The 23,428-nt window shown below is 64.8% G+C and carries 26 protein-coding genes; 13 read left to right on the top strand and 13 right to left on the bottom strand.

The features are described 5' to 3' along the window. Positions 1-183 precede the first annotated feature (183 nt). Entirely contained in the window at positions 184-3,291 is a 3,108-nt protein-coding gene (locus AX729_RS32905; protein WP_061028325.1) for a DEAD/DEAH box helicase, read from the bottom strand. A 558-nt stretch (positions 3,292-3,849) separates the two neighbouring features. Between AX729_RS32905 and AX729_RS32900 the strand changes: the two genes are divergently transcribed. Continuing rightward, positions 3,850-4,089: a hypothetical protein gene (locus AX729_RS32900; protein WP_061028251.1), complete on the top strand. Its 240-nt coding sequence runs from the start codon at positions 3,850-3,852 to the stop codon at positions 4,087-4,089. 424 nt (positions 4,090-4,513) lie between these two features. Here AX729_RS32900 and AX729_RS32890 read toward each other — a convergent pair whose 3' ends face one another. Beyond that, a complete protein-coding gene (locus AX729_RS32890; protein WP_061028249.1) occupies positions 4,514-4,906 on the bottom strand; it encodes an NUDIX hydrolase in 393 nt (130 codons plus the stop codon). 105 nt (positions 4,907-5,011) lie between these two features. Then, entirely contained in the window at positions 5,012-6,091 is a 1,080-nt protein-coding gene (locus AX729_RS32885; RefSeq protein WP_502686933.1) for an AI-2E family transporter, read from the bottom strand. Positions 6,092-6,541: 450 nt separating this feature from the next. Here AX729_RS32885 and AX729_RS32880 point away from each other — a divergent pair, with 450 nt between their 5' ends. Both AX729_RS32880 and AX729_RS32875 read left to right on the top strand, forming a co-directional pair. Then, entirely contained in the window at positions 6,542-6,769 is a 228-nt protein-coding gene (locus AX729_RS32880) for a hypothetical protein (RefSeq protein ID WP_061028247.1), read from the top strand. A 200-nt stretch (positions 6,770-6,969) separates the two neighbouring features. Continuing rightward, positions 6,970-7,272 (top strand): hypothetical protein, encoded by a 303-nt coding sequence (locus tag AX729_RS32875; RefSeq protein ID WP_027575377.1) that lies wholly within the window; start codon positions 6,970-6,972, stop codon positions 7,270-7,272. A 29-nt stretch (positions 7,273-7,301) separates the two neighbouring features. Here AX729_RS32875 and AX729_RS32870 read toward each other — a convergent pair whose 3' ends face one another. Beyond that, the gene (locus AX729_RS32870; protein ID WP_061028246.1) at positions 7,302-7,718 is read right to left on the bottom strand and encodes a hypothetical protein; all 417 of its coding nucleotides are present in this window, start codon (positions 7,716-7,718) and stop codon (positions 7,302-7,304) included. 151 nt (positions 7,719-7,869) lie between these two features. Continuing rightward, positions 7,870-8,076 carry a hypothetical protein gene (locus tag AX729_RS32865; RefSeq protein WP_061028245.1) on the bottom strand — a complete coding sequence of 69 codons (207 nt, stop codon included), beginning with the start codon at positions 8,074-8,076 and terminating at the stop codon, positions 7,870-7,872. A gap of 503 nt (positions 8,077-8,579) precedes the next feature. Between AX729_RS32865 and AX729_RS32860 the strand changes: the two genes are divergently transcribed. The 3 genes from AX729_RS32860 (at position 8,580) to AX729_RS32855 (ending at position 10,189) form a co-directional block, all read left to right on the top strand. Further along, positions 8,580-9,167 (top strand): formyltransferase family protein, encoded by a 588-nt coding sequence (locus AX729_RS32860; protein ID WP_061028244.1) that lies wholly within the window; start codon positions 8,580-8,582, stop codon positions 9,165-9,167. Positions 9,168-9,348: 181 nt separating this feature from the next. Continuing rightward, positions 9,349-9,699 carry a hypothetical protein gene (locus AX729_RS39165; RefSeq protein ID WP_082770598.1) on the top strand — a complete coding sequence of 117 codons (351 nt, stop codon included), beginning with the start codon at positions 9,349-9,351 and terminating at the stop codon, positions 9,697-9,699. Further along, complete coding sequence (locus tag AX729_RS32855) at positions 9,644-10,189, top strand: hypothetical protein (RefSeq protein WP_061028243.1); 546 nt, start codon at positions 9,644-9,646, stop codon at positions 10,187-10,189. Before AX729_RS39165 ends, AX729_RS32855 begins: the two co-directional genes overlap by 56 nt. 47 nt (positions 10,190-10,236) lie before the next feature. Here AX729_RS32855 and AX729_RS32850 read toward each other — a convergent pair whose 3' ends face one another. Continuing rightward, positions 10,237-10,635: a RidA family protein gene (locus AX729_RS32850; RefSeq protein ID WP_061028323.1), complete on the bottom strand. Its 399-nt coding sequence runs from the start codon at positions 10,633-10,635 to the stop codon at positions 10,237-10,239. Positions 10,636-10,785: 150 nt separating this feature from the next. On the opposite strand from AX729_RS32850, the gene AX729_RS32845 reads away from it, so the two are divergent. Both AX729_RS32845 and AX729_RS32840 read left to right on the top strand, forming a co-directional pair. Continuing rightward, on the top strand, positions 10,786-11,661 hold the full coding sequence (locus AX729_RS32845; protein ID WP_061028242.1) for a DMT family transporter: 876 nt from the start codon (positions 10,786-10,788) through the stop codon (positions 11,659-11,661). 201 nt (positions 11,662-11,862) lie between these two features. Beyond that, positions 11,863-13,290 carry a caspase family protein gene (locus AX729_RS32840; protein WP_061028241.1) on the top strand — a complete coding sequence of 476 codons (1,428 nt, stop codon included), beginning with the start codon at positions 11,863-11,865 and terminating at the stop codon, positions 13,288-13,290. A 93-nt stretch (positions 13,291-13,383) separates the two neighbouring features. Here the strand turns inward: AX729_RS32840 and AX729_RS32835 are convergent, their stop codons facing one another. Continuing rightward, the gene (locus AX729_RS32835; protein WP_061028240.1) at positions 13,384-13,626 is read right to left on the bottom strand and encodes a BrnA antitoxin family protein; all 243 of its coding nucleotides are present in this window, start codon (positions 13,624-13,626) and stop codon (positions 13,384-13,386) included. Between the two features lie 3 nt (positions 13,627-13,629). After that, entirely contained in the window at positions 13,630-14,607 is a 978-nt protein-coding gene (gene cysK, locus AX729_RS32830) for a cysteine synthase A (protein WP_061028239.1), read from the bottom strand. A gap of 222 nt (positions 14,608-14,829) precedes the next feature. On the opposite strand from cysK, the gene AX729_RS32825 reads away from it, so the two are divergent. Next, complete coding sequence (locus tag AX729_RS32825) at positions 14,830-15,048, top strand: hypothetical protein (protein WP_061028238.1); 219 nt, start codon at positions 14,830-14,832, stop codon at positions 15,046-15,048. A gap of 1 nt (position 15,049) precedes the next feature. Here the strand turns inward: AX729_RS32825 and tgt are convergent, their stop codons facing one another. Further along, the gene (gene tgt, locus AX729_RS32820) at positions 15,050-16,195 is read right to left on the bottom strand and encodes a tRNA guanosine(34) transglycosylase Tgt (RefSeq protein WP_061028237.1); all 1,146 of its coding nucleotides are present in this window, start codon (positions 16,193-16,195) and stop codon (positions 15,050-15,052) included. Positions 16,196-16,407: 212 nt separating this feature from the next. Between tgt and AX729_RS32815 the strand changes: the two genes are divergently transcribed. From AX729_RS32815 to AX729_RS32800, 4 genes are all read left to right on the top strand, one after another. After that, complete coding sequence (locus AX729_RS32815; RefSeq protein ID WP_502686932.1) at positions 16,408-17,592, top strand: patatin-like phospholipase family protein; 1,185 nt, start codon at positions 16,408-16,410, stop codon at positions 17,590-17,592. A gap of 132 nt (positions 17,593-17,724) precedes the next feature. Next, positions 17,725-18,471 carry a TetR/AcrR family transcriptional regulator gene (locus tag AX729_RS32810; RefSeq protein ID WP_061028235.1) on the top strand — a complete coding sequence of 249 codons (747 nt, stop codon included), beginning with the start codon at positions 17,725-17,727 and terminating at the stop codon, positions 18,469-18,471. 251 nt (positions 18,472-18,722) lie between these two features. After that, positions 18,723-19,328, top strand: coding sequence for a PepSY domain-containing protein (locus AX729_RS32805; RefSeq protein ID WP_061028321.1), 606 nt, complete (start codon positions 18,723-18,725; stop codon positions 19,326-19,328). 230 nt (positions 19,329-19,558) lie between these two features. Continuing rightward, positions 19,559-20,596, top strand: a complete 1,038-nt coding sequence (locus tag AX729_RS32800) for an aspartate-semialdehyde dehydrogenase (RefSeq protein ID WP_061028234.1) — start codon at positions 19,559-19,561, stop codon at positions 20,594-20,596. Positions 20,597-20,715: 119 nt separating this feature from the next. On the opposite strand, the gene queA is transcribed toward AX729_RS32800, so the two are convergent. The 4 genes from queA to AX729_RS32780 all read right to left on the bottom strand — a co-directional run bounded on the left by queA (position 20,716) and on the right by AX729_RS32780 (position 23,414). Beyond that, complete coding sequence (gene queA, locus AX729_RS32795) at positions 20,716-21,789, bottom strand: tRNA preQ1(34) S-adenosylmethionine ribosyltransferase-isomerase QueA (protein WP_061028233.1); 1,074 nt, start codon at positions 21,787-21,789, stop codon at positions 20,716-20,718. Between the two features lie 166 nt (positions 21,790-21,955). Further along, the gene (locus tag AX729_RS32790) at positions 21,956-22,420 is read right to left on the bottom strand and encodes a peptidylprolyl isomerase (protein WP_061028232.1); all 465 of its coding nucleotides are present in this window, start codon (positions 22,418-22,420) and stop codon (positions 21,956-21,958) included. Continuing rightward, positions 22,417-22,842 carry a UCP034077 family protein gene (locus tag AX729_RS32785; RefSeq protein WP_061028231.1) on the bottom strand — a complete coding sequence of 142 codons (426 nt, stop codon included), beginning with the start codon at positions 22,840-22,842 and terminating at the stop codon, positions 22,417-22,419. Before AX729_RS32785 ends, AX729_RS32790 begins: the two co-directional genes overlap by 4 nt. A gap of 8 nt (positions 22,843-22,850) precedes the next feature. Next, positions 22,851-23,414: a peptidylprolyl isomerase gene (locus AX729_RS32780; protein WP_025036418.1), complete on the bottom strand. Its 564-nt coding sequence runs from the start codon at positions 23,412-23,414 to the stop codon at positions 22,851-22,853. Positions 23,415-23,428: the final 14 nt, after the last annotated feature.

Below are 23,428 nucleotides of genomic sequence, written 5' to 3'. Positions count from 1 at the left end.
ATGTGCCCGAGTGGCCCGCCAGCCAAGCCGCGGCGGATTTTCCGAAGCTGACAGAATGCCACTGTTTTGCCCGACGGGTCAAACCGGGTCCTGCGCCCGACGCAGAAAAAGCGGATGCAAAAGTCGTTATGCCGGAAGCACTTGGCTACTGTGCATGGGGTTGTTTTCGCGCTTTCTTGAAGCTCACCCCTCGTCCAGCAGCTCGAGCAGCTCCTCCACCCGCTCGAACGGCGCGTTGCGCATCGGGCTGTGATGGACGACGCGGTCGCCGTCGCGTTGCAGCGCCTTCCCGCGTGACTTCCGCAAGCGGCCCGGCAGGAACGTCGCGGCCGCAGCCCCCGGCCCGACGTCCAGCCGGACGATGCCGCGGCGCTTGCACTCGATCCTGAGCTTGGCTGCGGCGAAGAAATCGCGCGCCACTTCCGGCAGCGGTCCGAAACGGCGGGAGGTTTCCTCCTCGAGGTCGTCGAGCTCGTCCTCGTCATTGCACCGTGCGGCGCGCGCATAGAGTTCGAGCCGCACGGGCTCGGACTGCACGTAGGTCTCGGGGAGCATGTCCCCGACCGGCAGGTTGAGGTCGGGCACCCAGACCGCGGCGCGCTCCTCGTCGGCCTTCTCCGAGGCCATTTTCAGCAGATGGCTGTAGAGCACGGGTCCGAATACCTGGACATGGCCGGATTGCTGCTCCGAGAACAAATCGCCAGCACCTCTGAGATCGAGGTCGCGCTCGCTGATGGCAAAGCCGGCGCCCGGCCGGCTGAACTCCTCGAGCACGGCCAGGCGCTTCTCGGACTGACCGGACTCCGTCTCGGTCAGCAGATGGGCGAAGGCGCGGATGCCGCTACGGCCGACGCGTCCGCGCAGCTGGTGCAGCTGGGCAAGGCCGAACTTCTCGGGCCAGCAGACCACGATGGTGTTGGCGCGGGGAATGTCGAGGCCGCTCTCCACGATGTTGGTCGCGAGCAGGACGTCGGCGCCGCCCTCGACGAAGCTCATCATCCGGTCGTCGATCTCGTCGGCCGCCAACCTGCCGTGCAGGCAGACGATGCGAAGGTCGGGCGCCACCGCGCGCACCCGCGCCAGCATGGGATCGAGATCCTGGATGCGGGGACAGATCAAGAAGCTCTGGCCGTTTCGCCGTTGCTCGCGCAGCAGCGCCGTGGCGATGGCGGCGTCCGACAGCGGTGCGATCCTGGTTGCGACAGGCAGCCGGTGCACCGGTGGCGAGGCGATCACGCTGAGGTCGCGGAAACCGGCAAGGCCCGCGGCCAGCGTCCGCGGGATTGGCGTGGCGCTCATCATCAGCACATGGACGTTCCTGGCGAGGCCGCCGAGCTTGGTCTTCTCGGCCGCGCCGAAATGCTGCTCCTCGTCGATGATGACGAGGCCGAGATCGTCGAACCTGACGTCCTTGCCCGTGAGCGCCTGCGTGCCGATCACGACCTTGATCCGGCCGCTGCGCAGTCCCTCCCTGGTCTCGCGCAGTTCGGCGCCTGACGTCGCCCGCGACAGATTACCCACCTCGATGCCGAACGGCGCGAAGCGCTTCCGGAACGTTGCGACGTGCTGCCGCGCCAGCACCGTCGTCGGCACCGCAATCGCCACCTGCTTGCCCGACAGCACCACCGCGGCCGCCGCGCGCAGCGCCACCTCGGTCTTGCCAAAGCCGACGTCGCCGCAGATCACCCGGTCCATCGGGTGACCGGAGGCGAGATCGTCGAGCACGTCGCGGATCGCCTGGGCCTGGTCGATCGTCGTGAAGTAAGGGAAACGCGCGACGAACTTCTCGTAGGCCGATCCCGGCGGCACCAGCTTTTCGGCGCGGCGCCGGCGGCGCTGGCTGATGTGCTTCGCCAGCACCTTGCCCGCGGCCCGGATCTCGCGCTCGGCCTCGCCGCGGCGGGTCCACCATGTGCTGCCATCCGCCTTGTCGAGCGTCAGCTTGCCGAGTTCGGTCGCGTAAGGCCACATCAAGGCGAGATCGGCCGGCGGCACCAGAACCGCATTGTCGCCCGCGAACTTCAGGCGGATCATCTCGCGCATGGCGCCGCCGCCGGTGTTGACGGTCTGCAAGCCGTCGAGCACGGCAAGGCCGCGCTGGAGGTGCACGACCACCGTGCCCTGCTCGGGCACGTCGGCATGATCGAAGGCCGCGCTCCAGGCGCGCGCCATCGGCTGAGGATGATGCGCGCGGCTGCCGAGCACGTCGGACGCCGTCACCACGACCAGAGGCTTCTTCCCCGGCAAGACGAAGCCGGCGTCGAGATCGGCCAGAAGCACCGCCTCGCCGCCCCGCCCGCGTGCCGCCTCGTCCCAGTCGTCGCAGCGCTCCGCCTTGACGCCGCTCATCCGCTCCATCACGCGCAGATCGTCCTCATGCGCGGCGGCGAGGATCAGTCGCGATCCGGCCCGGCGTGTCTCCTCGACGAAGGCCCGCAACGCCTTTCTGGAAGAGGTCAGCTTGGAAAACTCCGGGATGGGCCGGAAAGGCGCCGTCCGCGGCAGCACCTTCATGCCCTTGGAGAGCAGCTTCCAGTCACGCCGTCCGAGATATTCGCGCTCCCGCTCCGCCCGGCCTGCGGCCTCCTCGATCGTGTCGAGCCATCGGTCGGCGTGCAATGGGACGCCGGCGTCCGCGATCCATTTGGCGCTCCCGCAATAGTCGAACAGGCTCGCGCGCTTGCAGCGTTTGCCGGCAAGACCGAGCCGCTCCGACATGGGATCGACGAGAAGCTCCCTGGTCTCGAAGATGATCCTGTGCTCGTTCGGGTCGAACGCCACGATCCGTTCGATCGCATGCTCCGAATGCTCGATCCGGAATGGGCCCAGCGCGCCCGCGGGGAATATCTCGAAGGTCTGCCCGTGGAACAGCGCCCCGCCCGGATAGTCCGGCTCGTCGTCGAGATCGTATCCGAGCGCCTCGAGCCTGGTCTCGAGCTCCCGCTCGGAGAACGGTCCGCCCACTTTCAGGCTCAGGCTCAAGCGCGACAGGGTCGCCGGCGGCGGCAGGCGCTCCATCACCGCTTCCGCGGTCGACACGAGAAACAGCGGCTTCTTGGATCTTGCGAGGCGCCTCAGCACGGAAGCTCTGCGCCCTGCAAGCTCGTGCGACGGCTCGAGCTGATCGAACGGCAAGGTGTTCAATCGCGGAAACACCAGCACCTCGCAGGACGGGTCGAGCGCGTGAATGACGCTGCCCAGCCGCTCTGCCCTGTTCTCGCTCTCGGCGAGAAAGACGATCCCGCTGGGGCCGGACTGCTTCCACTGTGCAAGCAGGTGAAGAGCCATCATGCCGAGGGGCGACGACGACGAGATCGTGGCGCGCTGCGATCCTTTGCTCTTCTTCGGCGCCTTCTTGGCCACCCTCGCCTTTTTGGAAAGCCTCACTTGAACCCGTTTCTGGTCTTAGATTGTAGCCAACAGAATGCGAGCCGCCCTCATCTCGAATCGGCAACTCGCCGCCATGCATATGGGATTTGCCCCGCGAACGCACCCCTCGCGGCAACGTTCAAGGCGGCGCGGCGCAGAACGGAACTCATGTGGCCCGAGAGCAGCATCGCTCGATGCAAGCGTTTGGCGATTGAAGACGCCTTGCGCACATGGAGCAACGAAAAAGCCCCAGCGCTTGGAGCCACGCTGGGGCGTCTCGTTCAAAATGAAACGGTTGAGCAATGACCTCTTCATAGCAGCGGTTTCGCCGCGCATTTGTGAACTGGTTCACACGCCATGCACATGACCTCAGCACGGGCGGCCCTGAGGTCTTCAACAACGCCGGAACGGGGTACCGCACCTTCCGGTTTGAGCGCGCGCACGGCGCGCGCTAGGATGCCGCTTTGATGGAGGCACATTTTGAGGCCGCTCATTTTCATTGCCGCCATCGCGCTGCTTGCGACGGCCTCCGCCCATGCTCAGACGCTGGTCGATCCCAACAAGGTTGCTCCCGAATTCCGCGAGGCGGCCGAGAAGCGCCGAGCCGAGCAATTGCGCCAGCGCGAATGTGCGATGAAGGCGGACCTCCAGAAGGTGCTGCCCAGGGATCGCACCGCCTTTCTCAACCATTGCCTGGAGACGATTGCTGCCAAGCAATAGCGGCTGACTGAGCGTTCCTGCCTGCATCCAGCGATGATGGCTTGGCCGTGTTCTGCCAGCATTCAACCACGAAGGCATTCAAGCTTTCTTTAGGGATTTGGGCTCAGCTGACGATCCATTTTCGAAGTCGTTGTCGTCCGCGTATGAGCTCGGTCCAGATTCAGTGCACGCGGTGCAAGAGCGTGTTTCGCGATCGCGCCGGACGGTTGCAGGACGGCTATTCCAGGCAATGTCCGGGTTGCGAAGTGGTGCTGTTCTTCGCCGAGGACTCCCAACATCCCTTCATCAAACGGGCGATGCGAAATGCGCGCAAGGTCCGCAAAGAGATGCGGGAAGCCGAGGCCGCCAAGCTCGCTGCGCCGGGGCCCCGCGCGGTCCGGTCGAGGTCATTTGCAGGGCGGTCGCGATCGGTGGAACGGGAGGACTAGCTCCGCCGCCGCTTCCTCGGAAACAGGCGGTCGCGAATGTAGCGCGATGTCGGCGTCAGACGGATGCCGCGGGGCTTGTGCCAGGCGGCGCGGTCAATCTCCTTCTTGTCACCGATCGCCAGCCTGCCCTTGGCCGCCTTGGCAATGAAGATCGCGTCGCTCATCTTGCGGCCGGAGCGCTTGTTCCTTGCCTTCACTTCTTTCCAGAGGCTGATCCTGCCGAGCTTCAGCTTGGGAAGCTCCTCCTTGATCTCCCGCCGCAAGCAGTCCTTCTCCGACTCGCGCGCGCGTCTGCGGCCGCCCGGGAACATCCAGAGCCCATCCGATCGGCGTCTGACCAACAATACCTTGCCGCGCCTGGCGGCGACGAGCTTGGAAGACTTCGCCATTGCAGCCGTCATCGAGAACAGAATCGACCCATCGTAACTTGTCTAGTCGAATAGACAAGTTCGCGGCACGCCTTGATCACAGGCTGCGCCCTTCGAGGCGCGAGGTCAGCCCTTCCCCGGCTCCGCCCGGTCCTCGGTCCTGATCCAGGCCATCATCAGTTCCCAGGCCACCGACAGGATGATCGGTCCGATGAACAGGCCGACGATGCCATGGGCCAGGGTGCCGCCGATCACGCCGACGAAGATCACGATGGTCGGGGTGGTCAGGCCGCGTCCCATGACGAGCGGCTTCAACATGGTGTCGATGAAGCCGACGAGGACGAGAAACACGGTGAGCAGCAGCGCCGTAGTGACGTCCTTGGCGGTCCAGATCCAGATGATCACCGGCAGCAGCACGAGGAAAGCACCGATCTGCACGATCGAGAGCAGCAGCACGATGAAGGCGAGAAGGCCCGCGCTCGGCACCGACGCCAGCTTGAAGCCGATGCCGGCGAGCAGCGCCTGCACGATCGCGACGCCGATCACGCCCTGCGCCACGGCGCGGATGGTCGCGCCCGCGAGCCCAAGGAAATGCTCGGTCTGCTCCGGCACGATGCGAAACAGGAAGCCGCGGCCAGCCGCAACCAGCCGCGGTCCGTGCGGAAACAGGAAGCCGGCCACGAACACGGAGACGAGAAACTGGAGCGTGCCGACGCCGGCGTCGCCCGCGAGCGAGAGCAGCGGGCCTGCCAGCGGCTGGAGATACGGCGCCACCTCGCGCACGACCGCCCGAACATTGTTATAGGCTTGATCCCAGAGGTCGTAGAGCCAGGGGCCGACGAGCGGCCACGATTTGAGCTGCTCCGGCGCCGATTGGAGCGCGAGGTCGCCGGTGCCCAGCTGGTGCGCCAGCTCGCGCACGCCGTCCACCGCGCTGATGCCGAGCCAGGTCGCCGGACCAATGACGATGCCGAGCGTGATCAGGGTCAGGATCGCTGCTGCGGTCTTGGGGCGGCCGCCCAGGGCCTTGGCGACCCAGCTGAACGCCGGATAGAACGCGACCGCGAGCACGCCGCTCCAGGCCAGGATCGGCACGAACGGGCGGATGATCAGGAAGGTCCAGATGATCAGGAGGGCGAGCAGGCCGAGCCGGATCACGAGCTGGATGACGTCCTCACCCGTCAGGAGCTGACGGAGGCTTTTCACGGGCACAGCTTTCCTTGCGGCATGAACGCAACTTCCGGCGCTTGCGAGGGCCGGGCCGTTATTGCCAGCAACGCATCCGGCGTCAAGACGACTGGAACTGACCACGCTGCCGGTCAGGAGTACATCGGGCCACTCCGCATTCCGAGACGATGACGCCCCTTCCGGAGAGCCCCATGCGCGCGGGCAGGCGCCGGCGCGCCTCCTAGCTCTGAAAGCAGAACACCGCGTCTGGCTTTTGGCGCTATTCCTATGCGGCCAGCGACAATATTCCCCTTCGACAGGTGCAGATTCTCATCGGCCTGGACATTCGAAGCGGCGCTGATCTCGCATCGCCTCGACGCCAGCCGGGCGTGGCTAATGCGCGTTAACCGGATTTCCCCGCGCGAATTTACGCCGCTGCAAAAGCCGGTGACTACGGTGGATCGAGGTCACCGAAACGCATTCTGGGCCATGGCCAACAGCATCTGGACGATCGAAGAGTTCACCTGTGCGGGTTGCGGCATGAACTACACCGCGACCAGAGAAGAGCACAGCGAAGTCCACACCGGCAGCTTCAAATGCAGCATCTGCAGCGGTGTCGTGCACACCTGGTCCGGCAAGCATCATTTCTTCGGCTGGCAAGCGGTGAAGACGAGGCCGCCGGTGTTCGGGAAGCGCTGGGCGGGCGTCGAGTGGTAAGGTCCACGGGTCGCAGGATCGGCCGAATTGCACCGGCGCCGTTTGGACTCCGTTCACCGATCGCCGCTAAAGCATGATCCGGAAAAGTGCGCAGCGGCTCTCCGAAAAGATCGTGCTTGAACAACCACATAAAGCGAAATGACGATTCATCCCCATCGCATCGCGCTTTAGATCAGGATGGATCCTCCACGTCGAATCCCATGGCCGACCTCAACGCCGTCCTGACCAGGCTCAACGACCGTCTGCTCCGCCTCGAGGGCGAGTTGTTCGTGCTGCGCTCGCTGGCGCGCGCCACGTTGACGGCGGGCGACGATCATGCGGCACGCATGCGCAAGCTGGTCGAGGCGGCAAAAGTCGCGCTCGACGACGAGGCCAAGCGCCCTCTCGACAAGCCGACCCGCAAATATGTCGACGCGGCAACCGCACTCGTGGAGGAACTGCTGGTCGAGCCGACGCCGGCGCGCCCACTCTTCACGGTGATTGACGGCGGCCGGCGCGACTGAGCAATCAACGCGGCCGGCGCGGCAATCGGCTAGCGGCCGTACAGGCCCGGCGGTTGCATGCCGTTGCGGTAGCACTGGCCGTCAGCATAATTATACGCAAAGCCGTGGGGACAGAGCCCGCCGCGGCGTCCGTAGGATTCGGGAACGCCGTAGGCTCCGGGCGCATGCGCCCCGTTCGGATAGCAACGACCGTTCGAGTAGTTGTAATCGTAACCGTGCGGACAAAGGCCGCCGCCCCCGTAGCGTGGTCCGGGATCCCGGGTGTAGACGCCCGGCGCGTGATAGTCATTGGGATAGCAGCGGCCGTTCGAGTGGTTGAAATCATAGCCATGCGGACATTGTCCGCCCGGACCGCCTCTGAACTGAACTTGCTCCGCCATGGGCGCCGGCGGTGCCGCTGGCACGGTTGCAAACGCAATCAGGCCGGCCAGCGCAAGCTCGATCATGACGACTCCTCCAGATCACGGGGACAAGCCTATCAGGATTCGTGTCCCACGAAACAACGTGGCGATTGAGACACGGCCGGCCTGAACTGCATATGAACCGGACCTGGCTGCGCGACGATGCTCGGCCCAAACACGCGCACGACGCAGACATCTAGTCGGCCGCCTTGAGCCGGCTGAGCCCCGCCTCGATGATCGCGATCTCCTCGTCGATCTGGCCGATCGGCAGGCTGAAATCATAGCCGGACCTGCTCTTCAGATCGACGGCGAGGCGCTGCCTGTGCATCATCAGCTCGTCGAGGCCGCGGCGGTTTCTCAGGCGCACATAGGCGTCGACGATCTGCTCGATTGCGCTCGGCATGAATCTGTCCCGGCGAAAAGGCCCGGCGGCGCGCCCACGCCGGCGGCGTTTTCAATGTCGCGGTACGCAATACAAATCCGCGACAGATTCGTCGATACGCCAAGCTGGTTGAGATCGTGTTACCGTCCGACGTATTTCGTGACGTGTGGCACGAAAAGGCCGCCGGCGATCGCGCCAGCGGCCAAAAACCGGGTTCGAAAACGGATGCGGATTGAAATGTAGCCAGCCCCGGTTGGCGCAGATTATCAGCCGATCGGCGACGTCTCTGTTAAAAATGAAACACAGGAACCGCTTATCGGTCCGCTCACCGTCCGACCGTGGCGGCGCGGCAACGCTGGCCGGCGACGCAGAAATCGGTGCAAGGCAATCCGAAATAGGGGGCGATCATTGCAGCCGGCGCCCGGCCCATTGTTGATAACCCATGCAAACCCCGCGCGGGTGGTGACAGGGCGTGCGGACGTGTTATCGGGGGATGACGCAGTTGCGAGACGGATCGGACCCCCATGCGCATTACCCTCGTCGGCTCCCGCCATTTCGGCGTGACCACCCTGAACATGCTCCGGGAGCACGGCGTCTCGGTCGTCCGGGTCGTGGTGGCCGATGCCGAGGATCGCCTCGCCGCAACTGCCAAGGCCGCCGGCATCGAGGTCGTGGTCCAGGCCAATCCGAAGCTGGTGGTGGCTTCCGAAATCGCCCCCGATACCGATCTGATCATCACCGCGCACAGCCACGCCCGAATCGGCAAGGACGCGCTCGCCGCCGCCAGGCTCGGCGGGATCGGCTATCACCCCTCGCTACTGCCGCGCCATCGCGGCAAGGCCGCCGTGGAATGGACCATCAAGGAAGGCGATCCAATCGCCGGCGGCACGATCTACCACCTCGCCGACCGCATGGACGCGGGCGCGATCGCCGCCCAGGACTGGTGCTTCGTCAAGAAGGGCGAGACCGCACGGGAGCTGTGGGAGCGCGCCCTGGCGCCGCTCGGGCTCAAGCTGCTGGCCGACGTGATCGACTACGCCAAGGTCCACAAGGCGCTGCCAGCCAAAGCTCAGGACGAGCAGTTCGCGACCGCCGCACCGAGCCTTTCCTGAGTCTTCCTCACGTTTACCCTTAACGTGAGTAGGCCTTGATTCCACTTCGAAAACCGAGATCAAGAGTGCAAATAAACCATTGTTCCAAAAGGAACAATTTTCGTTTTGGCAACGCAACAAATTTCCGTCACATTTCGTCCGAATAAGCGTCAGCATATCAGACAGATTCAAGGACGAATTCATGCGTTTTGCTCGCATTGCGGCGATTTGTGCCGCCTCAGTTTCCGCCGGCACTCTCACCGCCCCCGCTTTTGCCCAGAGCCCCTATGACGGCAATTGGCAGGTCACCATCGTGACCAAGACCGGCTCGTGCGAACCGACTGCGAGTTCTATGCTGACGGTCGCCGATGGCAAGATCACCGCGCCCGGTGCTAACGTTTCCGGCACCATCGGTAGCGGGGGACTTGTGAAAGTTTCGATCAATGGTGCATATGCGAACGGTCAACTCAACGGCAACGCCGGATCGGGGAAGTGGAATGGAGCATCAGCAGGCATACCGTGCAGCGGGCGCTGGGAAGCATCGCGCCAATAAGCCAATGGAGGTTCGTGCCCGTAACCGGCGGCTGCTGATCGCGGCCGCCGTCTTGTTTGCAGCGGGAATTGCCAACTCCGAGAGCAACGCCCAGTCCGGTCCATTCGCCGCGATGGCGGGAAGCTGGAGCGGCAGCGGCACGGTTACGCTGGATGACGGTTCGACTGAGCGGATCCGCTGTCGGGCCAAGTATGCCCCGATCGGTCCGACCATGGAGATGTCGCTGACCTGCGCCAGCGACGCCTACAAGTTCAACCTCGCCGCCAACGTTCAGTCGGCGGGTAATGCCGTTTCGGGAAGCTGGAGCGAGGCCAGCCGCAACATCTCTGGCTCGCTCCAGGGGCGCGGCGGCGGCGGAAACTTCGAGGTGGTCGCCTCTGCCGCCGGCTTCAACGCCAACATCGCGCTGAAGACGAGCGGCAACAGGCAGACCGTCACGATGCGCGCGGACAGCCAGTTCCGCGGCGCCAACATCTCGATGTCGCGCTAAAGCGGACCGTAGGACAATCGACCCGGCAACCTCGCCAGGTCGATTTTTTATCCGCCCGGCACGAACGCCGTGACCTCGATCTCCACCTTGGCCCGGTCGTCGACGAGGCCGCCGATATAGAGCAGCGTCGAGGGCGGGAAATTGCGTCCGAGCGTTTCCTTCCAGGCCGCGCCGATGCCAGCACCGGCCGCTTCATAGTCGCTGCGGCTGGTCAGGTACCAGGTCAGGCGGACGATGTGCTCGGGGCCGGCGCCGGCCTCCCCCAGAAGCTTGACGATCCGCTTCAACGCAGTCGCGACCTGCGCCGCCATGTCTGGCGCGTAGTTGCCGGCCTCGTCGCCGCCGGTTTGACCGGCCAGGATCACCCAGCGCCCGGGGCCGTTGACGACGACGCCATGTGAAAAGCCGCGCGGTTTTTTCCACTCGGCCGGCTGCAAGATTTGCATGAGCGAGGCTCTCCCGATCTTCTCGTTGTTCATGGATGCCTAGCACGACACCCGCCATCGCGGCATCCGCAGATTTCACCGTTGCAAACACCGGCGATGTCGCCGATACCGGCCGTCCCTTCGTGTTTCCATCCTCCGGCATCCTCCCCAATGAGCGCGACCCCGTCCAAAACGATGGCTGCACTGTGGATGGCCGGCTGGCTGTCGCTGATGCTGGTCATGGCGGTTGCCGGGCGCGAGACCACGCGCGAGCTGAACGTTTTTCAGATCATGGAAGTGCGGTCGCTGGTCGGCTTCGTGTTGCTTGCTCCGTTCATCTACCGCGCCGGCGGCTTGAAGGTGCTGAGGACATCGCGCCTGCCGCAGCATGTCGGCCGCAATCTGGTGCACTATGTTGCCCAGCTCGGCTGGTTCTTCGCGCTGACGCTGATCCCGATCGGCCAGGTGGTGGCGATCGAGTTCACAATGCCGATCTGGACCGCCATCCTCGCGGCAAGCTTCCTGTCCGAGCGGATGACGCCATGGAAGATCGCCGCCATCGTGCTCGGACTCGTCGGAGTGATCGTCATCGTGCGTCCCGCGACCGGGGAGATCAATCCGGGCCAGCTCATCGCGCTCGGGGCCGCAATGGGATTTGGCGTCTCGATGGCACTGGTCAAATCGCTGACCCGCACGGAAAGTGCGCTCTCGATCCTGTTCTGGATGCTGGTGGTGCAATCGGTCGCGGGCTTCGTTCCGACGCTTTACGTCTGGACCTGGCCATCCGCCTATGTCTGGGCCTGGGTCGGCGTGATTGCCGTCTGCGGTACTTTTTCACACTATTGTCTTGCCAGCGCGATGCGCTACGCGGACGCGACGATCGTGGTTCCCATGGACTTTCTGCGGGTTCCGCTGACCGCGACCGCCGGCTGGCTGCTCTATTCCGAGCGGCTCGACGCCTGGACCGTGCTCGGCGCCGGGCTCATCCTGATCGGAAATCTCCTGAACCTGAAGCCCGCCTCGCCGGTTCCAGCCCGCGCGCAGTGAACCTCGCGCCGCCTCCTGCGACAAAACAAAGTGGCCGTGTGATTTGGATCACATTGGAGAGACACCCCATCGTGCACATTCGGCCACACAGCAGCGGGTTGACGCAGCGGACTGGCCGTTTTGGTGGCGTGAAGTCGGGCACTTCGTGTAGGTTCGTTGTCAATTTGTTGCTGCCTGCAATTCGATTCTGGGGATTTCAGAATGCGCTATCTCACCCTCCTCGCTTCGCTGATGTGCATGGCGCTGTCGGTCAGTGCCGCCAAGGCTGATCGCCGCGTCGCCTTCGTCGTCGGCAACGGCTCCTACAAGAACGTCGCGCAACTGCCGAACCCGCCGATCGACGCCAAGGCGATGGCGGCCACGCTGCGCAATGTCGGCTTCGAGGTTATCGAAGGCTCCAATCTCAGCCGCGACCAGATGACGGAGAAGCTGCTCGATTTCGGCCGCAAGGCGCAGGGCTCCGACATCGCGCTGTTCTATTATGCCGGCCACGGCATCGCCGTCAGCGGCACCAACTATCTCCTGCCCGTCGATGCGGACATCAAGTCGGAGATGGACGTCAAGCTGGGGGCCGCCATCAACATCGACCTGACGCTCGAGCAGACCATGGGGGATGCCAAGGTCAAGCTGGTCTTCCTCGATGCCTGCCGCGACAATCCGTTCGCCGCCAAGATCAAGTCGAACGCCGCGACCCGCAGCGTCAACGTCCAGAGCGGCCTTGCTGAAATGAAGTCCGGCGAAGGCACGCTGATCGCGTTCGCCACCGGCCCTGGCCAAACCGCGCTCGACGGCCAGGAGGGCAACAACAGCCCGTTCACCCGCGCGTTGATCGACAACATCACCAAGCCCGGCGTCGAGATCCAGCAGGCGATGACGTCGGTGCGCGCCCAGGTCAATGAAGAGACCCGCAAGGGCCAGCTGCCCTGGGGTCACACCAACCTGACGGGCTCCGTCTACCTCAATCAGGCACCGACGACCCAGGTCGCCAACGCGGCCCCGACCGCTACCGGCATCGTGCCGGCGGCGGCCGCGAGCTCGGACGGTGTCGAACTCGAATATTGGCGCTCGGTGAAGGAGTCCAACAAGCCGGAGGAGCTCAACGCCTATCTCTCCGCCTATCCGAACGGTCAGTTCAAGGCGCTGGCGCTGGCACGCCTCGCGGCGATCAAGAGCGGCCCCTCGACCGCGACCCGCGCGCTCAATTCGGGCGTCGATCCCGCGACCTTTACCGACGAGGCCACTCAGCTCACCGAGGACCAGATCGGCCTCGACAAGACGCAGCGCCGCGACGTGCAGCGCCGCCTCAACGCCCTCGGCTTCGACACCAAGCAGACCGGCGTCTTCGGCGACGAGACCCGCGCGGTGCTCAAGCGCTGGCAGGCCGCGCGCGGATATCCGTCTTCCGGGTACCTCAACAAGAACCAGCACAAGGCCCTGCTCTCGGAGGTCGTGGCTGCCCCCGCGACGGCGAGCGACAACAGCCAGAAGGCAGCCCGGCGGGCTAGCGCCCCGGCTCCGAGCAGCGCGCCGCCGCCACCTCAACGCAGCAGCAGCCCCGGCGACGCAGCCGGTGCGGCCTTCGTCGGCGGTGTCGTCGGCGGCATGATGGGCGGCATGTTCCGCCGTTGAGGCGAGGCCCGACTCTCAAACAAAAAGCCCGGCTCACGCCGGGCTTTTTCTTTGTCGGCGCTGACAGGCCTCCCCACGAGGGGACCGGTTGAGCTACTTCCCCGCCGCCTTTCGCAGCGCATCGTTGATACGGTCCTGCCAGCCAGGGCCGCCCTCTTGGAAGAACTCCAGCACGTCCTGGTCGATGCGCAGCGTGACCTGCTCCTTGATGCCGGGAACAGCAGTTTGTTTAGGCGGCGCCGCGGCAACCTTGGCCGTCACCTTCTTGAACGCTGCCTCTGCTTCCGTCCTGGCATCGCCTAGTGTACGCGGCCGCCTCGGTGGTTGCTCCGCCATGTCCTAGATTCCTTCAAACAAAGCCGTCGAGAGATAGCGCTCGGAGAAAGACGGCACGATCGCCAGGATGGTTTTTCCCGCCGCTTCCGGGCGCTTGCCGATCTCGAGCGCGGCCGCGATCGCGGCGCCCGAGGAGATGCCGCCCGGGATGCCCTCGTGCCGCGCCAGCGCGCGCGAGGTCTCGATTGCCGTCGTCGAATTGATCTTCACGATCTCGTCGATCACGGAGCGGTCGAGGATGTCGGGAACGAAGCCGGCGCCGATGCCCTGGATCTTGTGCGGGGTATGCTGTCCTCCCGACAGCACCGGGCTCTCCTCCGGCTCGACCGCCACCACCCGCAGCGAGGCCTTGCGCGGCTTGAGCACCTGGCCGACGCCGGTGATCGTGCCGCCGGTGCCGACGCCGGCCACGAAGAAATCGATGTTGCCTGCCGTATCGTTCCAGATCTCCTCCGCGGTGGTGCGGCGGTGCACCTCGGGATTGGCGAGGTTCTTGAACTGCTGCGGCATTACCGAGTTCGGTGTGGTCTTCAACAGCTCCTCGGCGGCCGCGATCGCACCCTTCATGCCTTGCGCTGCCGGCGTCAGGACCAGTTCGGCGCCGAGAAAAGCCAGCATCTTGCGTCGCTCGATCGACATGGACTCCGGCATCACCAGCTTGAGCCGGTAGCCGCGCGAAGCCGCCACGAAAGCGAGCGCGATGCCGGTATTGCCTGAGGTCGGCTCGATCAGCACGGTGTCGGGCTTGACGATGCCGGCCTTCTCCATGGCGATGATCATGGCCGCGCCGATGCGGTCCTTCACGCTTGCGGCAGGATTGAAATATTCAAGTTTTGCCAAAATGGTCGCGTTCACACCGTGCATGCCGGGCAGCCGGCGCAAGCGCACGATGGGCGTGTTGCCGAAGGCGTCGACGATCGAGTCATAGATCCGGCCGCGGCCGGGTTGGTGCGCTGCACCCGCGGAGGACGATGCGTCCATGATGAACTCCCTGTGGCGACGATCTGCGCCTTGTCGCGACCATTGCGCAGTTACAGACAGCTTGCGGCGACACGCAAGCGACAATGCGGCACATGTTAAATACGCTGCATCGCAAAATCACGTGAGCGGTAAAGTTCAGAAAACCAACGCATTTGTGTTGCGACCTCGTCAACCGCTTCTGCTTATGTTAGACTTACGTCTTAAAGCAGGGAGGTCACCACGATGTCAGCAATTGCTGAAGTGTTGTCGACCGTCGCGCCGAAGCGCGATCCGCGTTGCAGCGAGCTGCCGACCTGTCCCGTCTGCGCCGACTCCATGGTCGCCGCCGAAGCGTCCGCCTACGTCTCGGACCACATGATCAGCTATCTCTGGACCTGCGACAATTGCGGCTACGGCTTCGTGACCAAGCACGCCGTGAAGCAACGCTTCACGTGCAATTGACCTAGCGCGGGGCGATGTCGCCCCTCGCCCAGTCCTCGCGCGTGCGCTGATAGAACTCGTCGAACTTTCCCAGCGCGATCGCATCTCTGATGCCCTGCATCAGGAACTGGTAATAGGCGACATTGATTTCGGACAGCAGCATCGCCCCCAGCGTCTCGCCCGCCTTGACGAGATGGTGCAGATAGGCACGAGCGTAGTTGCGCGCCGCGGGCCATGGGCTCTCTTCGTCGAGCGGGCGCGGATCGTCGGCATGGCGCGCATTGCGCAGATTGACCTGGCCGAAGCGCGTGAAGGCGACGCCGTGCCGGCCATTGCGCGTCGGCATCACGCAATCGAACATGTCGATGCCGCGCTTCACGGCTTCGAGAATGTCGTCGGGCGTGCCGACGCCCATCAGGTAGCGCGGACGCTCTTTCGGCAGCAGCGGTGCGGTCTCGTCGATCATCGCCAGCATCACCGCCTGCGGTTCGCCGACCGCAAGGCCGCCGATCGCGTAGCCGTGGAAGCCGATCGCAACGAGACCTTCGGCGCTCGCATGGCGCAGCTGGGGTATGTCGCCGCCCTGCACGATGCCGAACAGCATGTAGCCGTCGGGGGCGCTCGCGAAGGCACGCTTGCTGCGCTCGGCCCAGCGCAGCGACAGGCGCATTGCCCGCTCGATGTCCGCCCGCTCGGCGGGCAGCCGCACGCATTCGTCCATCTGCATGGCGATGTCGGAGCCGAGCAAACGCTGCACCTCGATCGAACGCTCCGGCGACAGCTCGACCTTGGCGCCGTCGATGTGCGAGCGGAAGGTGACGGCATTCTCACTGACCTTGCGCAAGTCCGAGAGCGACATCACCTGGAAGCCGCCGGAATCCGTCAGCATCGGCCCGTTCCAGCCGGTGAATTTCTGCAAGCCGCCGAGCGCCGCGATCCGCTCCGCGCTCGGCCGCAGCATCAGATGGTAGGTGTTGCCGAGCACGATGTCGGCGCCGGCGTCGCGCACCTCGCGCCAGTGCATGCCCTTCATGGCGCCAGCGGTGCCGACCGGCATGAAGGCCGGCGTCCGCACCACGCCGTGCGGCGTGGTCAGCCGCCCGGTGCGCGCGGCGCCCTCGGTGGCGAGCAATTCAAAGTGATTGGGAAGGTCATCAAGCGGATTCATGGCGGTGCTTATTGCGTGTCGGAGCAGGCCGATCAACCCGCGAGGCGGCTCGGCCCCGCCTGTGCTTCAGACCGGGACACCAGCGAGTGCGAGGATCGGGGCTCCCGCGCTTGCCAAATAAAACGATACCGTGTAGTTTTATCTTGGGGGCTGGACGAGATGCCGCGGCGATCTGCCGGCGGTTGTACATGCGTGATCGCCAGCCACCGACAATGCCTCACCCTTCGTGTTCGACCGACGCATCCGTCTCCTCGCCCGACCGGATCAGGCAAACAGCCGTCCGCCTGATCGGATCGCTGGTCCTGATGTGCAGCCTGGCGCTCGGCGCCTGCACCTCCCTGCCGCGCACGCCCTATACGGCCGCTGAAGCCAGCACGTCGCGCGTGCTCGATATCGACGGCCTCCGGCGCTATGCCGACGATCCCGTCACGAAATTCAGCTTCGAGAAGGACAACAGCACCGCGACGAGATCCTATCTGGCGCTGTCCGGCGGCGGCGCCGACGGCGCCTATGGCGTCGGCGTGCTCAACGGCTGGACCGCGGCCCGAACCCGCCCCACTTTCTCTGTCGTCTCGGGCGTGAGTACCGGCGGACTGATCGCGCCCTTCGCCTTCCTCGGCCCGCAATATGACGACACGCTGAGGGAGGTCTACACCAGCGGCATCGCCGAGAGCCTCCTGAACGATCCCAGCATCGTGCGCGTGCTGTTCGGATCCGGCCTGTTCGGCAACACGCGCCTGCGCGAGCTCGTCGCCCGCTATGTCGGGCCCGAGATCATGGCCCAGGTCGCGCGCGAGCATGCCAAAGGCCGGAAGTTGCTGGTGGTGACGACCGATCTCGACACCCAGCGCACCGTGATCTGGGACATGGGCAAGATCGCCGCGGTCGGGACGCCCGAGGCCCTGAAGCTGTTTCGCGACGTGATGGCGGCTTCCGCCAGCATTCCCCTGGTGTTTCCGCCGATCATGATCGACGCCGAAGGCCAGGGCCGCAAGTTTCAGGAGATGCATGTCGACGGCGGCGTGACGGCCCCGGTTCTGACGTTGCCGGAGGCGCTGCTGTTCCAGAGCGGACGCCTGCCCGGCAATGGGAAGATGGACATCTACATCCTCGTCAACAAGAAGATCGAGCGCAACTTCGAGCTCGTCTCCAACGGCACTATCGACGTCGCCTCACGCAGCCTGTCGGCGATCACCCAATCGCAGACGCGCTCGATCATCTTCTCGACCTACGATTTCGCCAAGCGCAACCGGCTGGGATTCCATCTCTCCTACATCGCGCGCGATTACCCCGCCCCGCCCTCGGAAGGGTTCGATACCGCCTATATGCGGGCGCTGTATCAGTATGGATACGAGAAGGCCGCATCCGGCCAAGCCTGGACCTCGACGCTTCCGTGAGCCCGCGCGACGGAACGAGGTTTTATCGAAGCCGTTGACGATACGGCCAATTCGGCCAGATTCGCGATGACGCCCCTGTTGCTGCGCGTTATAGAACAGACACGATCAGGAACGCGCAGGGAATCATTGGGCATGGGATTGACTGCGGCCAGGACAAAAACGGCGGCGCCACGGCGCGAGATGCCGAAATCCCGCGGCGGCCGGCCGACGAAGACCGCTGCCATCGAACGCGACCAGCGGCTGATCGAGGTCGCCACCCGCCTGTTCCTGGATCGCGGCTTCGAGGCGACTTCGCTCGACGCGGTCGCGGAAGCGGCCCGGGTGAGCAAGCCCACGGTCTATTCGCGCTATGGCGACAAACGCGGGCTGTTCGCGGCCGTGCTGAGGCGCGAGATCGCGCGCTGGCTCGCGCCGTTGTCAGCCGCGGCAGAGACGCAGCTCTCCAGTGACTCGGACATTTCCGTCGAGCAACGACTGGTCGAGATCGGACGCGAGATGCTCTCATTCACCTGCGGTCCCGACGCCGTCGCGTTCAGCCGCATGATGACGTCACAGGCCATCAACTTCCCTGAAGTCGCCAAGCTCGGCAAAGAGGAAGGCTGGCTCAAGGCCGTCGCTACCACCGCGCGCTTCTTCGACCACCTGGTGGCGCAAGGCGCGCTCGACGTCGAAGACACCACCATTGCAGCCGAGGTGTTTCTCGACTTCGTCGTCGGACATACCCACCGCATGGCGACGTTCGGAACGACGCTCGAGCTGAAATCGGCGGAGAAGCGCATGCGCACCGCGATCAAGCTGTTCCTGGCCGGCGCGCTGGGTCCTGCCGACCGCGCCCGGGACGCCGCCAAGGGGCCGCCGCGGCGCCGCTCCTCCCGCTGACGATTCCGTGAACGCGCGACCTTTCACCCAAGGGGCGGTTGAAACGGCATTGACCAAAACAAAACGATACGGTATGGTTTAGTTATAAGTTGGTACGGGCCGCTTGTTCACCAGCCCCAAAGAGGTCCGTACCGCTTCGATCGTCCCGGCGGGTACAGCCCGCCGTGGCGCTCCGCGGCCGGCCGGCGCCCAAGGCCGGCCGCGAATTCTTTACGATCATCCGGCACACTCGCTGGCCGAGGGTTTCGAGCATGACGACAGCACGACAGCACCCCTGGACGTTTTTCGCCGCCGCCCTGTCGGCGTTGCTCGTCGTCGCCCCGGCGCAGGCGATCGTCTCGGCCGGAGGCACCCCCACCGCCCTTCACGGCGAGACGGATGACACCGCCGAGGCTGACCGTCTGGCCGTCAGCCGCGAGATCGAACGCTTCCGCAGCTCGCCGATCTCGATCAGCCAGGCCATGGCGATTGCCGAGGGCAGGCACGCTGGCTCCACCACGGCGGATGTGAGTTTCGACGGCGCCGCTGGCGTGCCGGTGTATCGGGTGAAGACCCTTCACAACGACCGGATCTGGCGCCACACCATCAATGCGTCGACCGGCGAGCTGGTCGGCGGGGAAGCCGCCCTGCCCCTGACCGAGCTCGATCACGAGGACCGCAGTAACCTCGCGGCCCTTGGCGCCATCAGGCATCGCCTCGCCGATGCCGTGCGTGTCGCCGAACGCGCCGCCTCGGGCAAGGCGATCAGCGGCGGGCTGGTGCGCGAGCGCGGCCGGCTCAATTTCGCGATCGTCGTGATCAGCGGCGACGACCTCAAGGAGGTCATCCTGGAGCCGCCGGGCGCACGGGCGAAATAGCGGCCCGCTCGCCCCTGCATCGACCGGGGGGCGAAAGGCCATTGACGTCTGAAAGACTCTCCCGCATAAGTCGCCGCCATGTTCACGACCACCAAACGCACGACCAAAACCACCACGGCCTCAGGGGCCCGGGGAGGCGTGCGCGCGTAGTCGTCGACTTAACGCATCAGCTCTACCGAAGCCCCGCCCTCGATGGTCCGGGGCTTTTTTGTTGTCTGGATTTCAAAGCAATGGAGGACAAAGTGAGTAACGATCCCGTCGTCGCGATTGTCGGCGTCACCGGTGCGGTCGGCGCCGAATTCATCGCCACCATGGACAAGCGTGGTTTTCGCGTCGGCAAGCTGAAGGCGCTGGCCAGCGCCCGCTCGGCCGGCAAGACGGTGTCGTTTCGGGGCAAGGACGTCGTCATCGAGGAATTGACCGAGCGGTCTTTCGAAGGCGTCGACATCGCCCTGTTCTCGGCCGGCGGCAGCATCTCGAAGAAGTACGCGCCGATCGCGGTCAAGGCCGGCGCCGTCGTCGTCGACAACTCCTCCGCCTTCCGCATGGACCCGAACGTGCCGCTGGTGATCCCGGAGATCAACGCCAGCCGCATCCGCGACCACAAGGGCATCATCGCCAACCCGAATTGCGCTGCGATCACCGCGCTGGTGCCGCTGTGGCCGATCCACCAGAAGAACCGGATCAAGCGCGTCATCATCTCAACTTACCAGGCTGCGTCCGGCGCCGGCGCCGCCGCGATGGAGGAACTCGTCGAGTCCACGCGCGCGAATCTCAACGGGCAGGCTTATGAGCCCAGGGTGATGCCGCACCCCTACGCCTTCAATCTCTTCAACCACAACACCGCCGTCGATCCCGAGACCGGCTACAACGACGAAGAGACCAAGGTCATCAAGGAGACCCGCAAGATCTTCGAGGACGACACCATCGCGGTCGGCGTCACCTGCGTCCGCGTGCCGGTGCTGCGCGCGCATTGCGAGGCGATCACCTTCGAATGCGAAAAGCCGATCAGCGAGGACCAGGTCCGCGCCATCATGGCGCAGGCGCCCGGCGTGAAGGTGGTCGACGACCGCGCGAAGAACTACTTCCCGATGCCGATCGACGCCTCGGGCCAGGACGACGTCCTGGTCGGCCGCATCCGCAAGGATCTCAGCGACGCTAGCGGGCATTCGATCTCGATGTTCGTGGCGGCCGATCAGTTGCTCAAGGGGGCGGCGCTCAACGCGGTGCAGATCGCCGAGCTCTTGCCGCAGCGGGTGATGGCGTAACGCGGAAGGTGCCGTAGGGTGGGTTAGGCGAAGCCGTAACCCACCATTCTCGCGTGGAAAAAAGGATGGTGGGTTACGCTGAGCAGATCCGCCTCGCGGCTCTGCTCAGCTAACCCACCCTACTTCTTTTCCCGAAACAACAGACACGCATCGCCATACGAATAGAAACGATACCCGCTCGCGATCGCGTGCGCATACGCTCGCTTCATCGTCTCCAACCCCGAGAACGCCGACACCAGCATGAACAGCGTCGATTTCGGCAGGTGAAAATTTGTCATCAAAATATCGACGGCGCGGAAACGATAGCCGGGGGTGATGAAGATCGCCGTCTCGGCCGCGAACGGCTGGATGGTGCCGTCCTCGGCGGCAGCGCTTTCGAGCAGCCGCAATGACGTCGTGCCGACGGCGACGATGCGGCCGCCGTTCTGTCGCGCCGCGTTGAGCCGTTCCGCCGTCTCGGCCGAGATCATGCCCCACTCGGCATGCATCTTGTGGCCTTGGGTGTCGTCCACCTTCACCGGCAGGAACGTCCCTGCCCCGACATGCAACGTCACACGATTGATGCCGACGCCGCGCTCGCGCAGCGCCTGCTCCAGCGCCGGGGTGAAATGCAGGCCCGCGGTCGGCGCCGCCACCGCGCCCTCGTTCGCCGCGAACATGGTCTGGTAGTCGGCGAGATCCTGATCGTCGGGCGTCCGCTTGGAGGCGATGTAGGGCGGCAGCGGCGGGCTGCCGAGATCAGCGATCGCCTGGTCAAGAGCCGGGCCGTGGAACGAGAACGACAGCGTCACCTCGCCTTCGCTGCCCTTGGCCTCGACCTCGGCATCGAGATGGCCGAGCAGGCACACCTTGCCCTCATTGCCGAAACGGATGCGGTCGCCGGCCATGAGCTTCTTCGCCGGCTTCACCAGCGCCTGCCAGCGCGAGCCGTCGAACCGCTTGATGAGTGTCGCCTCGATCTTCGGCTCGGTCTCGCGACCGATGCGGCGGCCCTTCAATTGCGCAGCGATCACCTTGGTGTCGTTGACGACGAGCTGGTCGCCAGGATTCAGCCATCGCGGCAGGTCGGCGACGGTCTGGTCGCGCAGCGTACCGTTCTCGACCACGAGCATCTTCGCGGAGTCGCGCGGGCTCGCCGGGCGCAACGCGATGCGCTCGGCGGGCAGGTCGAAATCGAAGAGATCGGTGCGCATCTCGGGCTCAACGCCACACAGTCACTCCTCATCCTGAGGAGCGTGGAACTCGCGTCTCGAAGGATGAAGGCCCCGCTGCTGGAGCTCGGCCTTCATGGTTCGCTCGGCGATGCAAAGCATCGTCCGTAGACGGCGTTGCGCGCCCCCTCATCATGAGGAGAAGGGTCTACTCCGTGTCGGCCGCCATCCGCGCCTTGACGATCTTGTCCGGATTTTGCACCGGTTCGCCGCGCTTGATCTTGTCGACGTTCTCCATGCCCTCGGTGACCTTGCCCCAGACCGTGTACTGGTTGTCGAGGAAGCGGGCGTCGTCGAAGCAGATGAAGAACTGGCTGTCGCCGGAATCGGGGCTGGCGGCGCGGGCCATCGAGGTGGTGCCGCGCACATGCGGCTCCTTGTTGAATTCGGCCTTCAGCTTCTTGCCGGAGCCGCCGGTGCCTGTGCCGTGCGGACAGCCGGTCTGCGCCATGAAGCCGTCGATCACGCGGTGGAACACGATGCCGTCATAGAAGCCCTCGCGGACCAGCTCCTTGATGCGCGCGACGTGGTTCGGCGCAAGGTCGGGCCGCATCTCGATGGTGACAGGGCCCTGCGTGGTCTCGAGGATCAGGGTGTTTTCGGTGGCGCTCATGCTCGTCTCTCTTGCGTTGGGGGTGAAGTCTTGTCAGGTGACGTTCTGCGGCTGCGGAACTGGATCGCGAATGGACGCCCCGCGGCGGCGCCGGCCATTGCATCGGTAAATGGCACCGGCGTGCAGCGTTGCAACGCCTCCATCACCGCAATCCGGTATTGCAGCCGGTCATTGTCGGAGGCCTCCGCGGATTCATAGGTAATCCTCGGATGGCCCAGAATGTTTCCGGCCCGGTTAAAGCTCACCACGACAGTGATGTCGAGTGGGCGCGCCCTGGCCGGCGACGGCGGTCTCCAGCAGGTGCGCAGGTGCCGGAAGATGTCCTGGATGGTGTTGACCTGCGCGTCCTCCGCGGCCGTGCCGGGGAGGACGCCGAGCAGCAGGATCGCGGCGACCAGCACGAGCTTGCCACCGCGCACCATGGCCGCGCCTATTTGATGTCGGAGGCGACCTGAACCTTCACCATCTTGTCGGGATCGGTGACGGAGCCGCCGGGCGAGCCGGGAGGTGCCTTCTTCAGCTTGTCGACGACGTCCATGCCCTGCACGACCTCGCCGATCACCGTGTACTGGCCATCGAGGCTGCCGCCATCGGCGAACATGATGAAGAACTGCGAGTTGGCGCTGTCCACGCTGTCGCCGCGTCGGGCCATGCCGACGATGCCGCGGGCGAAATGCACCTTGGAGAATTCCTGCTTCAGGTTCGGATATTTCGAGCCGCCGGTGCCGTTGCCGTTCTGACCATCACCGGTCTGCGCCATGAAGCCGTCCATCACACGGTGGAACGGAACGTTGTTGTAGAAGCCCTCGCGCGCGAGCTGCTTGATGCGCTCGGCATGCTGCGGCGCGATGTCGGTCCGCAGCTTGATGACGATACGGCCCTTGGTGCTGTCGATGACGATGGCGTTGGCCTTGTCGAGGTTTGCCGGCAATTGCTGCGCCACTGCCGGGACCGCGAACAGAAGCGCGGCAAGAACTGCGAGAATTCGGATCATGACAACTCCGGTCA

It is taken from the genome of Bradyrhizobium sp. CCH5-F6 (assembly GCF_001556045.1).
Lineage (GTDB): Bacteria > Pseudomonadota > Alphaproteobacteria > Rhizobiales > Xanthobacteraceae > Bradyrhizobium.
This window is presented reverse-complemented; position numbering and strand designations above follow the sequence as displayed.

What these genes read in the sequence shown, in the direction of transcription:
- AX729_RS32905 (WP_061028325.1), bottom strand. Translation starts at nt 3,291, where the DNA reads ATGATGGCTCTTCACCTGCTTGCACAGTGGAAGCAGTCCGGCCCCAGC.
- AX729_RS32890 (WP_061028249.1), bottom strand. Translation starts at nt 4,906, where the DNA reads ATGGCGAAGTCTTCCAAGCTCGTCGCCGCCAGGCGCGGCAAGGTATTG.
- AX729_RS32880 (WP_061028247.1), top strand. Translation starts at nt 6,542, where the DNA reads ATGGCCAACAGCATCTGGACGATCGAAGAGTTCACCTGTGCGGGTTGC.
- AX729_RS32875 (WP_027575377.1), top strand. Translation starts at nt 6,970, where the DNA reads ATGGCCGACCTCAACGCCGTCCTGACCAGGCTCAACGACCGTCTGCTC.
- AX729_RS32870 (WP_061028246.1), bottom strand. Translation starts at nt 7,718, where the DNA reads ATGATCGAGCTTGCGCTGGCCGGCCTGATTGCGTTTGCAACCGTGCCA.
- AX729_RS32865 (WP_061028245.1), bottom strand. Translation starts at nt 8,076, where the DNA reads ATGCCGAGCGCAATCGAGCAGATCGTCGACGCCTATGTGCGCCTGAGA.
- AX729_RS32860 (WP_061028244.1), top strand. Translation starts at nt 8,580, where the DNA reads ATGCGCATTACCCTCGTCGGCTCCCGCCATTTCGGCGTGACCACCCTG.
- AX729_RS39165 (WP_082770598.1), top strand. Translation starts at nt 9,349, where the DNA reads ATGCGTTTTGCTCGCATTGCGGCGATTTGTGCCGCCTCAGTTTCCGCC.
- AX729_RS32855 (WP_061028243.1), top strand. Translation starts at nt 9,644, where the DNA reads ATGGAGCATCAGCAGGCATACCGTGCAGCGGGCGCTGGGAAGCATCGC.
- AX729_RS32850 (WP_061028323.1), bottom strand. Translation starts at nt 10,635, where the DNA reads ATGCAAATCTTGCAGCCGGCCGAGTGGAAAAAACCGCGCGGCTTTTCA.
- AX729_RS32845 (WP_061028242.1), top strand. Translation starts at nt 10,786, where the DNA reads ATGAGCGCGACCCCGTCCAAAACGATGGCTGCACTGTGGATGGCCGGC.
- AX729_RS32840 (WP_061028241.1), top strand. Translation starts at nt 11,863, where the DNA reads ATGCGCTATCTCACCCTCCTCGCTTCGCTGATGTGCATGGCGCTGTCG.
- AX729_RS32835 (WP_061028240.1), bottom strand. Translation starts at nt 13,626, where the DNA reads ATGGCGGAGCAACCACCGAGGCGGCCGCGTACACTAGGCGATGCCAGG.
- cysK (WP_061028239.1), bottom strand. Translation starts at nt 14,607, where the DNA reads ATGGACGCATCGTCCTCCGCGGGTGCAGCGCACCAACCCGGCCGCGGC.
- AX729_RS32825 (WP_061028238.1), top strand. Translation starts at nt 14,830, where the DNA reads ATGTCAGCAATTGCTGAAGTGTTGTCGACCGTCGCGCCGAAGCGCGAT.
- tgt (WP_061028237.1), bottom strand. Translation starts at nt 16,195, where the DNA reads ATGAATCCGCTTGATGACCTTCCCAATCACTTTGAATTGCTCGCCACC.
- AX729_RS32815 (WP_502686932.1), top strand. Translation starts at nt 16,408, where the DNA reads ATGCCTCACCCTTCGTGTTCGACCGACGCATCCGTCTCCTCGCCCGAC.
- AX729_RS32810 (WP_061028235.1), top strand. Translation starts at nt 17,725, where the DNA reads ATGGGATTGACTGCGGCCAGGACAAAAACGGCGGCGCCACGGCGCGAG.
- AX729_RS32805 (WP_061028321.1), top strand. Translation starts at nt 18,723, where the DNA reads ATGACGACAGCACGACAGCACCCCTGGACGTTTTTCGCCGCCGCCCTG.
- AX729_RS32800 (WP_061028234.1), top strand. Translation starts at nt 19,559, where the DNA reads ATGGAGGACAAAGTGAGTAACGATCCCGTCGTCGCGATTGTCGGCGTC.
- queA (WP_061028233.1), bottom strand. Translation starts at nt 21,789, where the DNA reads ATGCGCACCGATCTCTTCGATTTCGACCTGCCCGCCGAGCGCATCGCG.
- AX729_RS32790 (WP_061028232.1), bottom strand. Translation starts at nt 22,420, where the DNA reads ATGAGCGCCACCGAAAACACCCTGATCCTCGAGACCACGCAGGGCCCT.
- AX729_RS32785 (WP_061028231.1), bottom strand. Translation starts at nt 22,842, where the DNA reads ATGGTGCGCGGTGGCAAGCTCGTGCTGGTCGCCGCGATCCTGCTGCTC.
- AX729_RS32780 (WP_025036418.1), bottom strand. Translation starts at nt 23,414, where the DNA reads ATGATCCGAATTCTCGCAGTTCTTGCCGCGCTTCTGTTCGCGGTCCCG.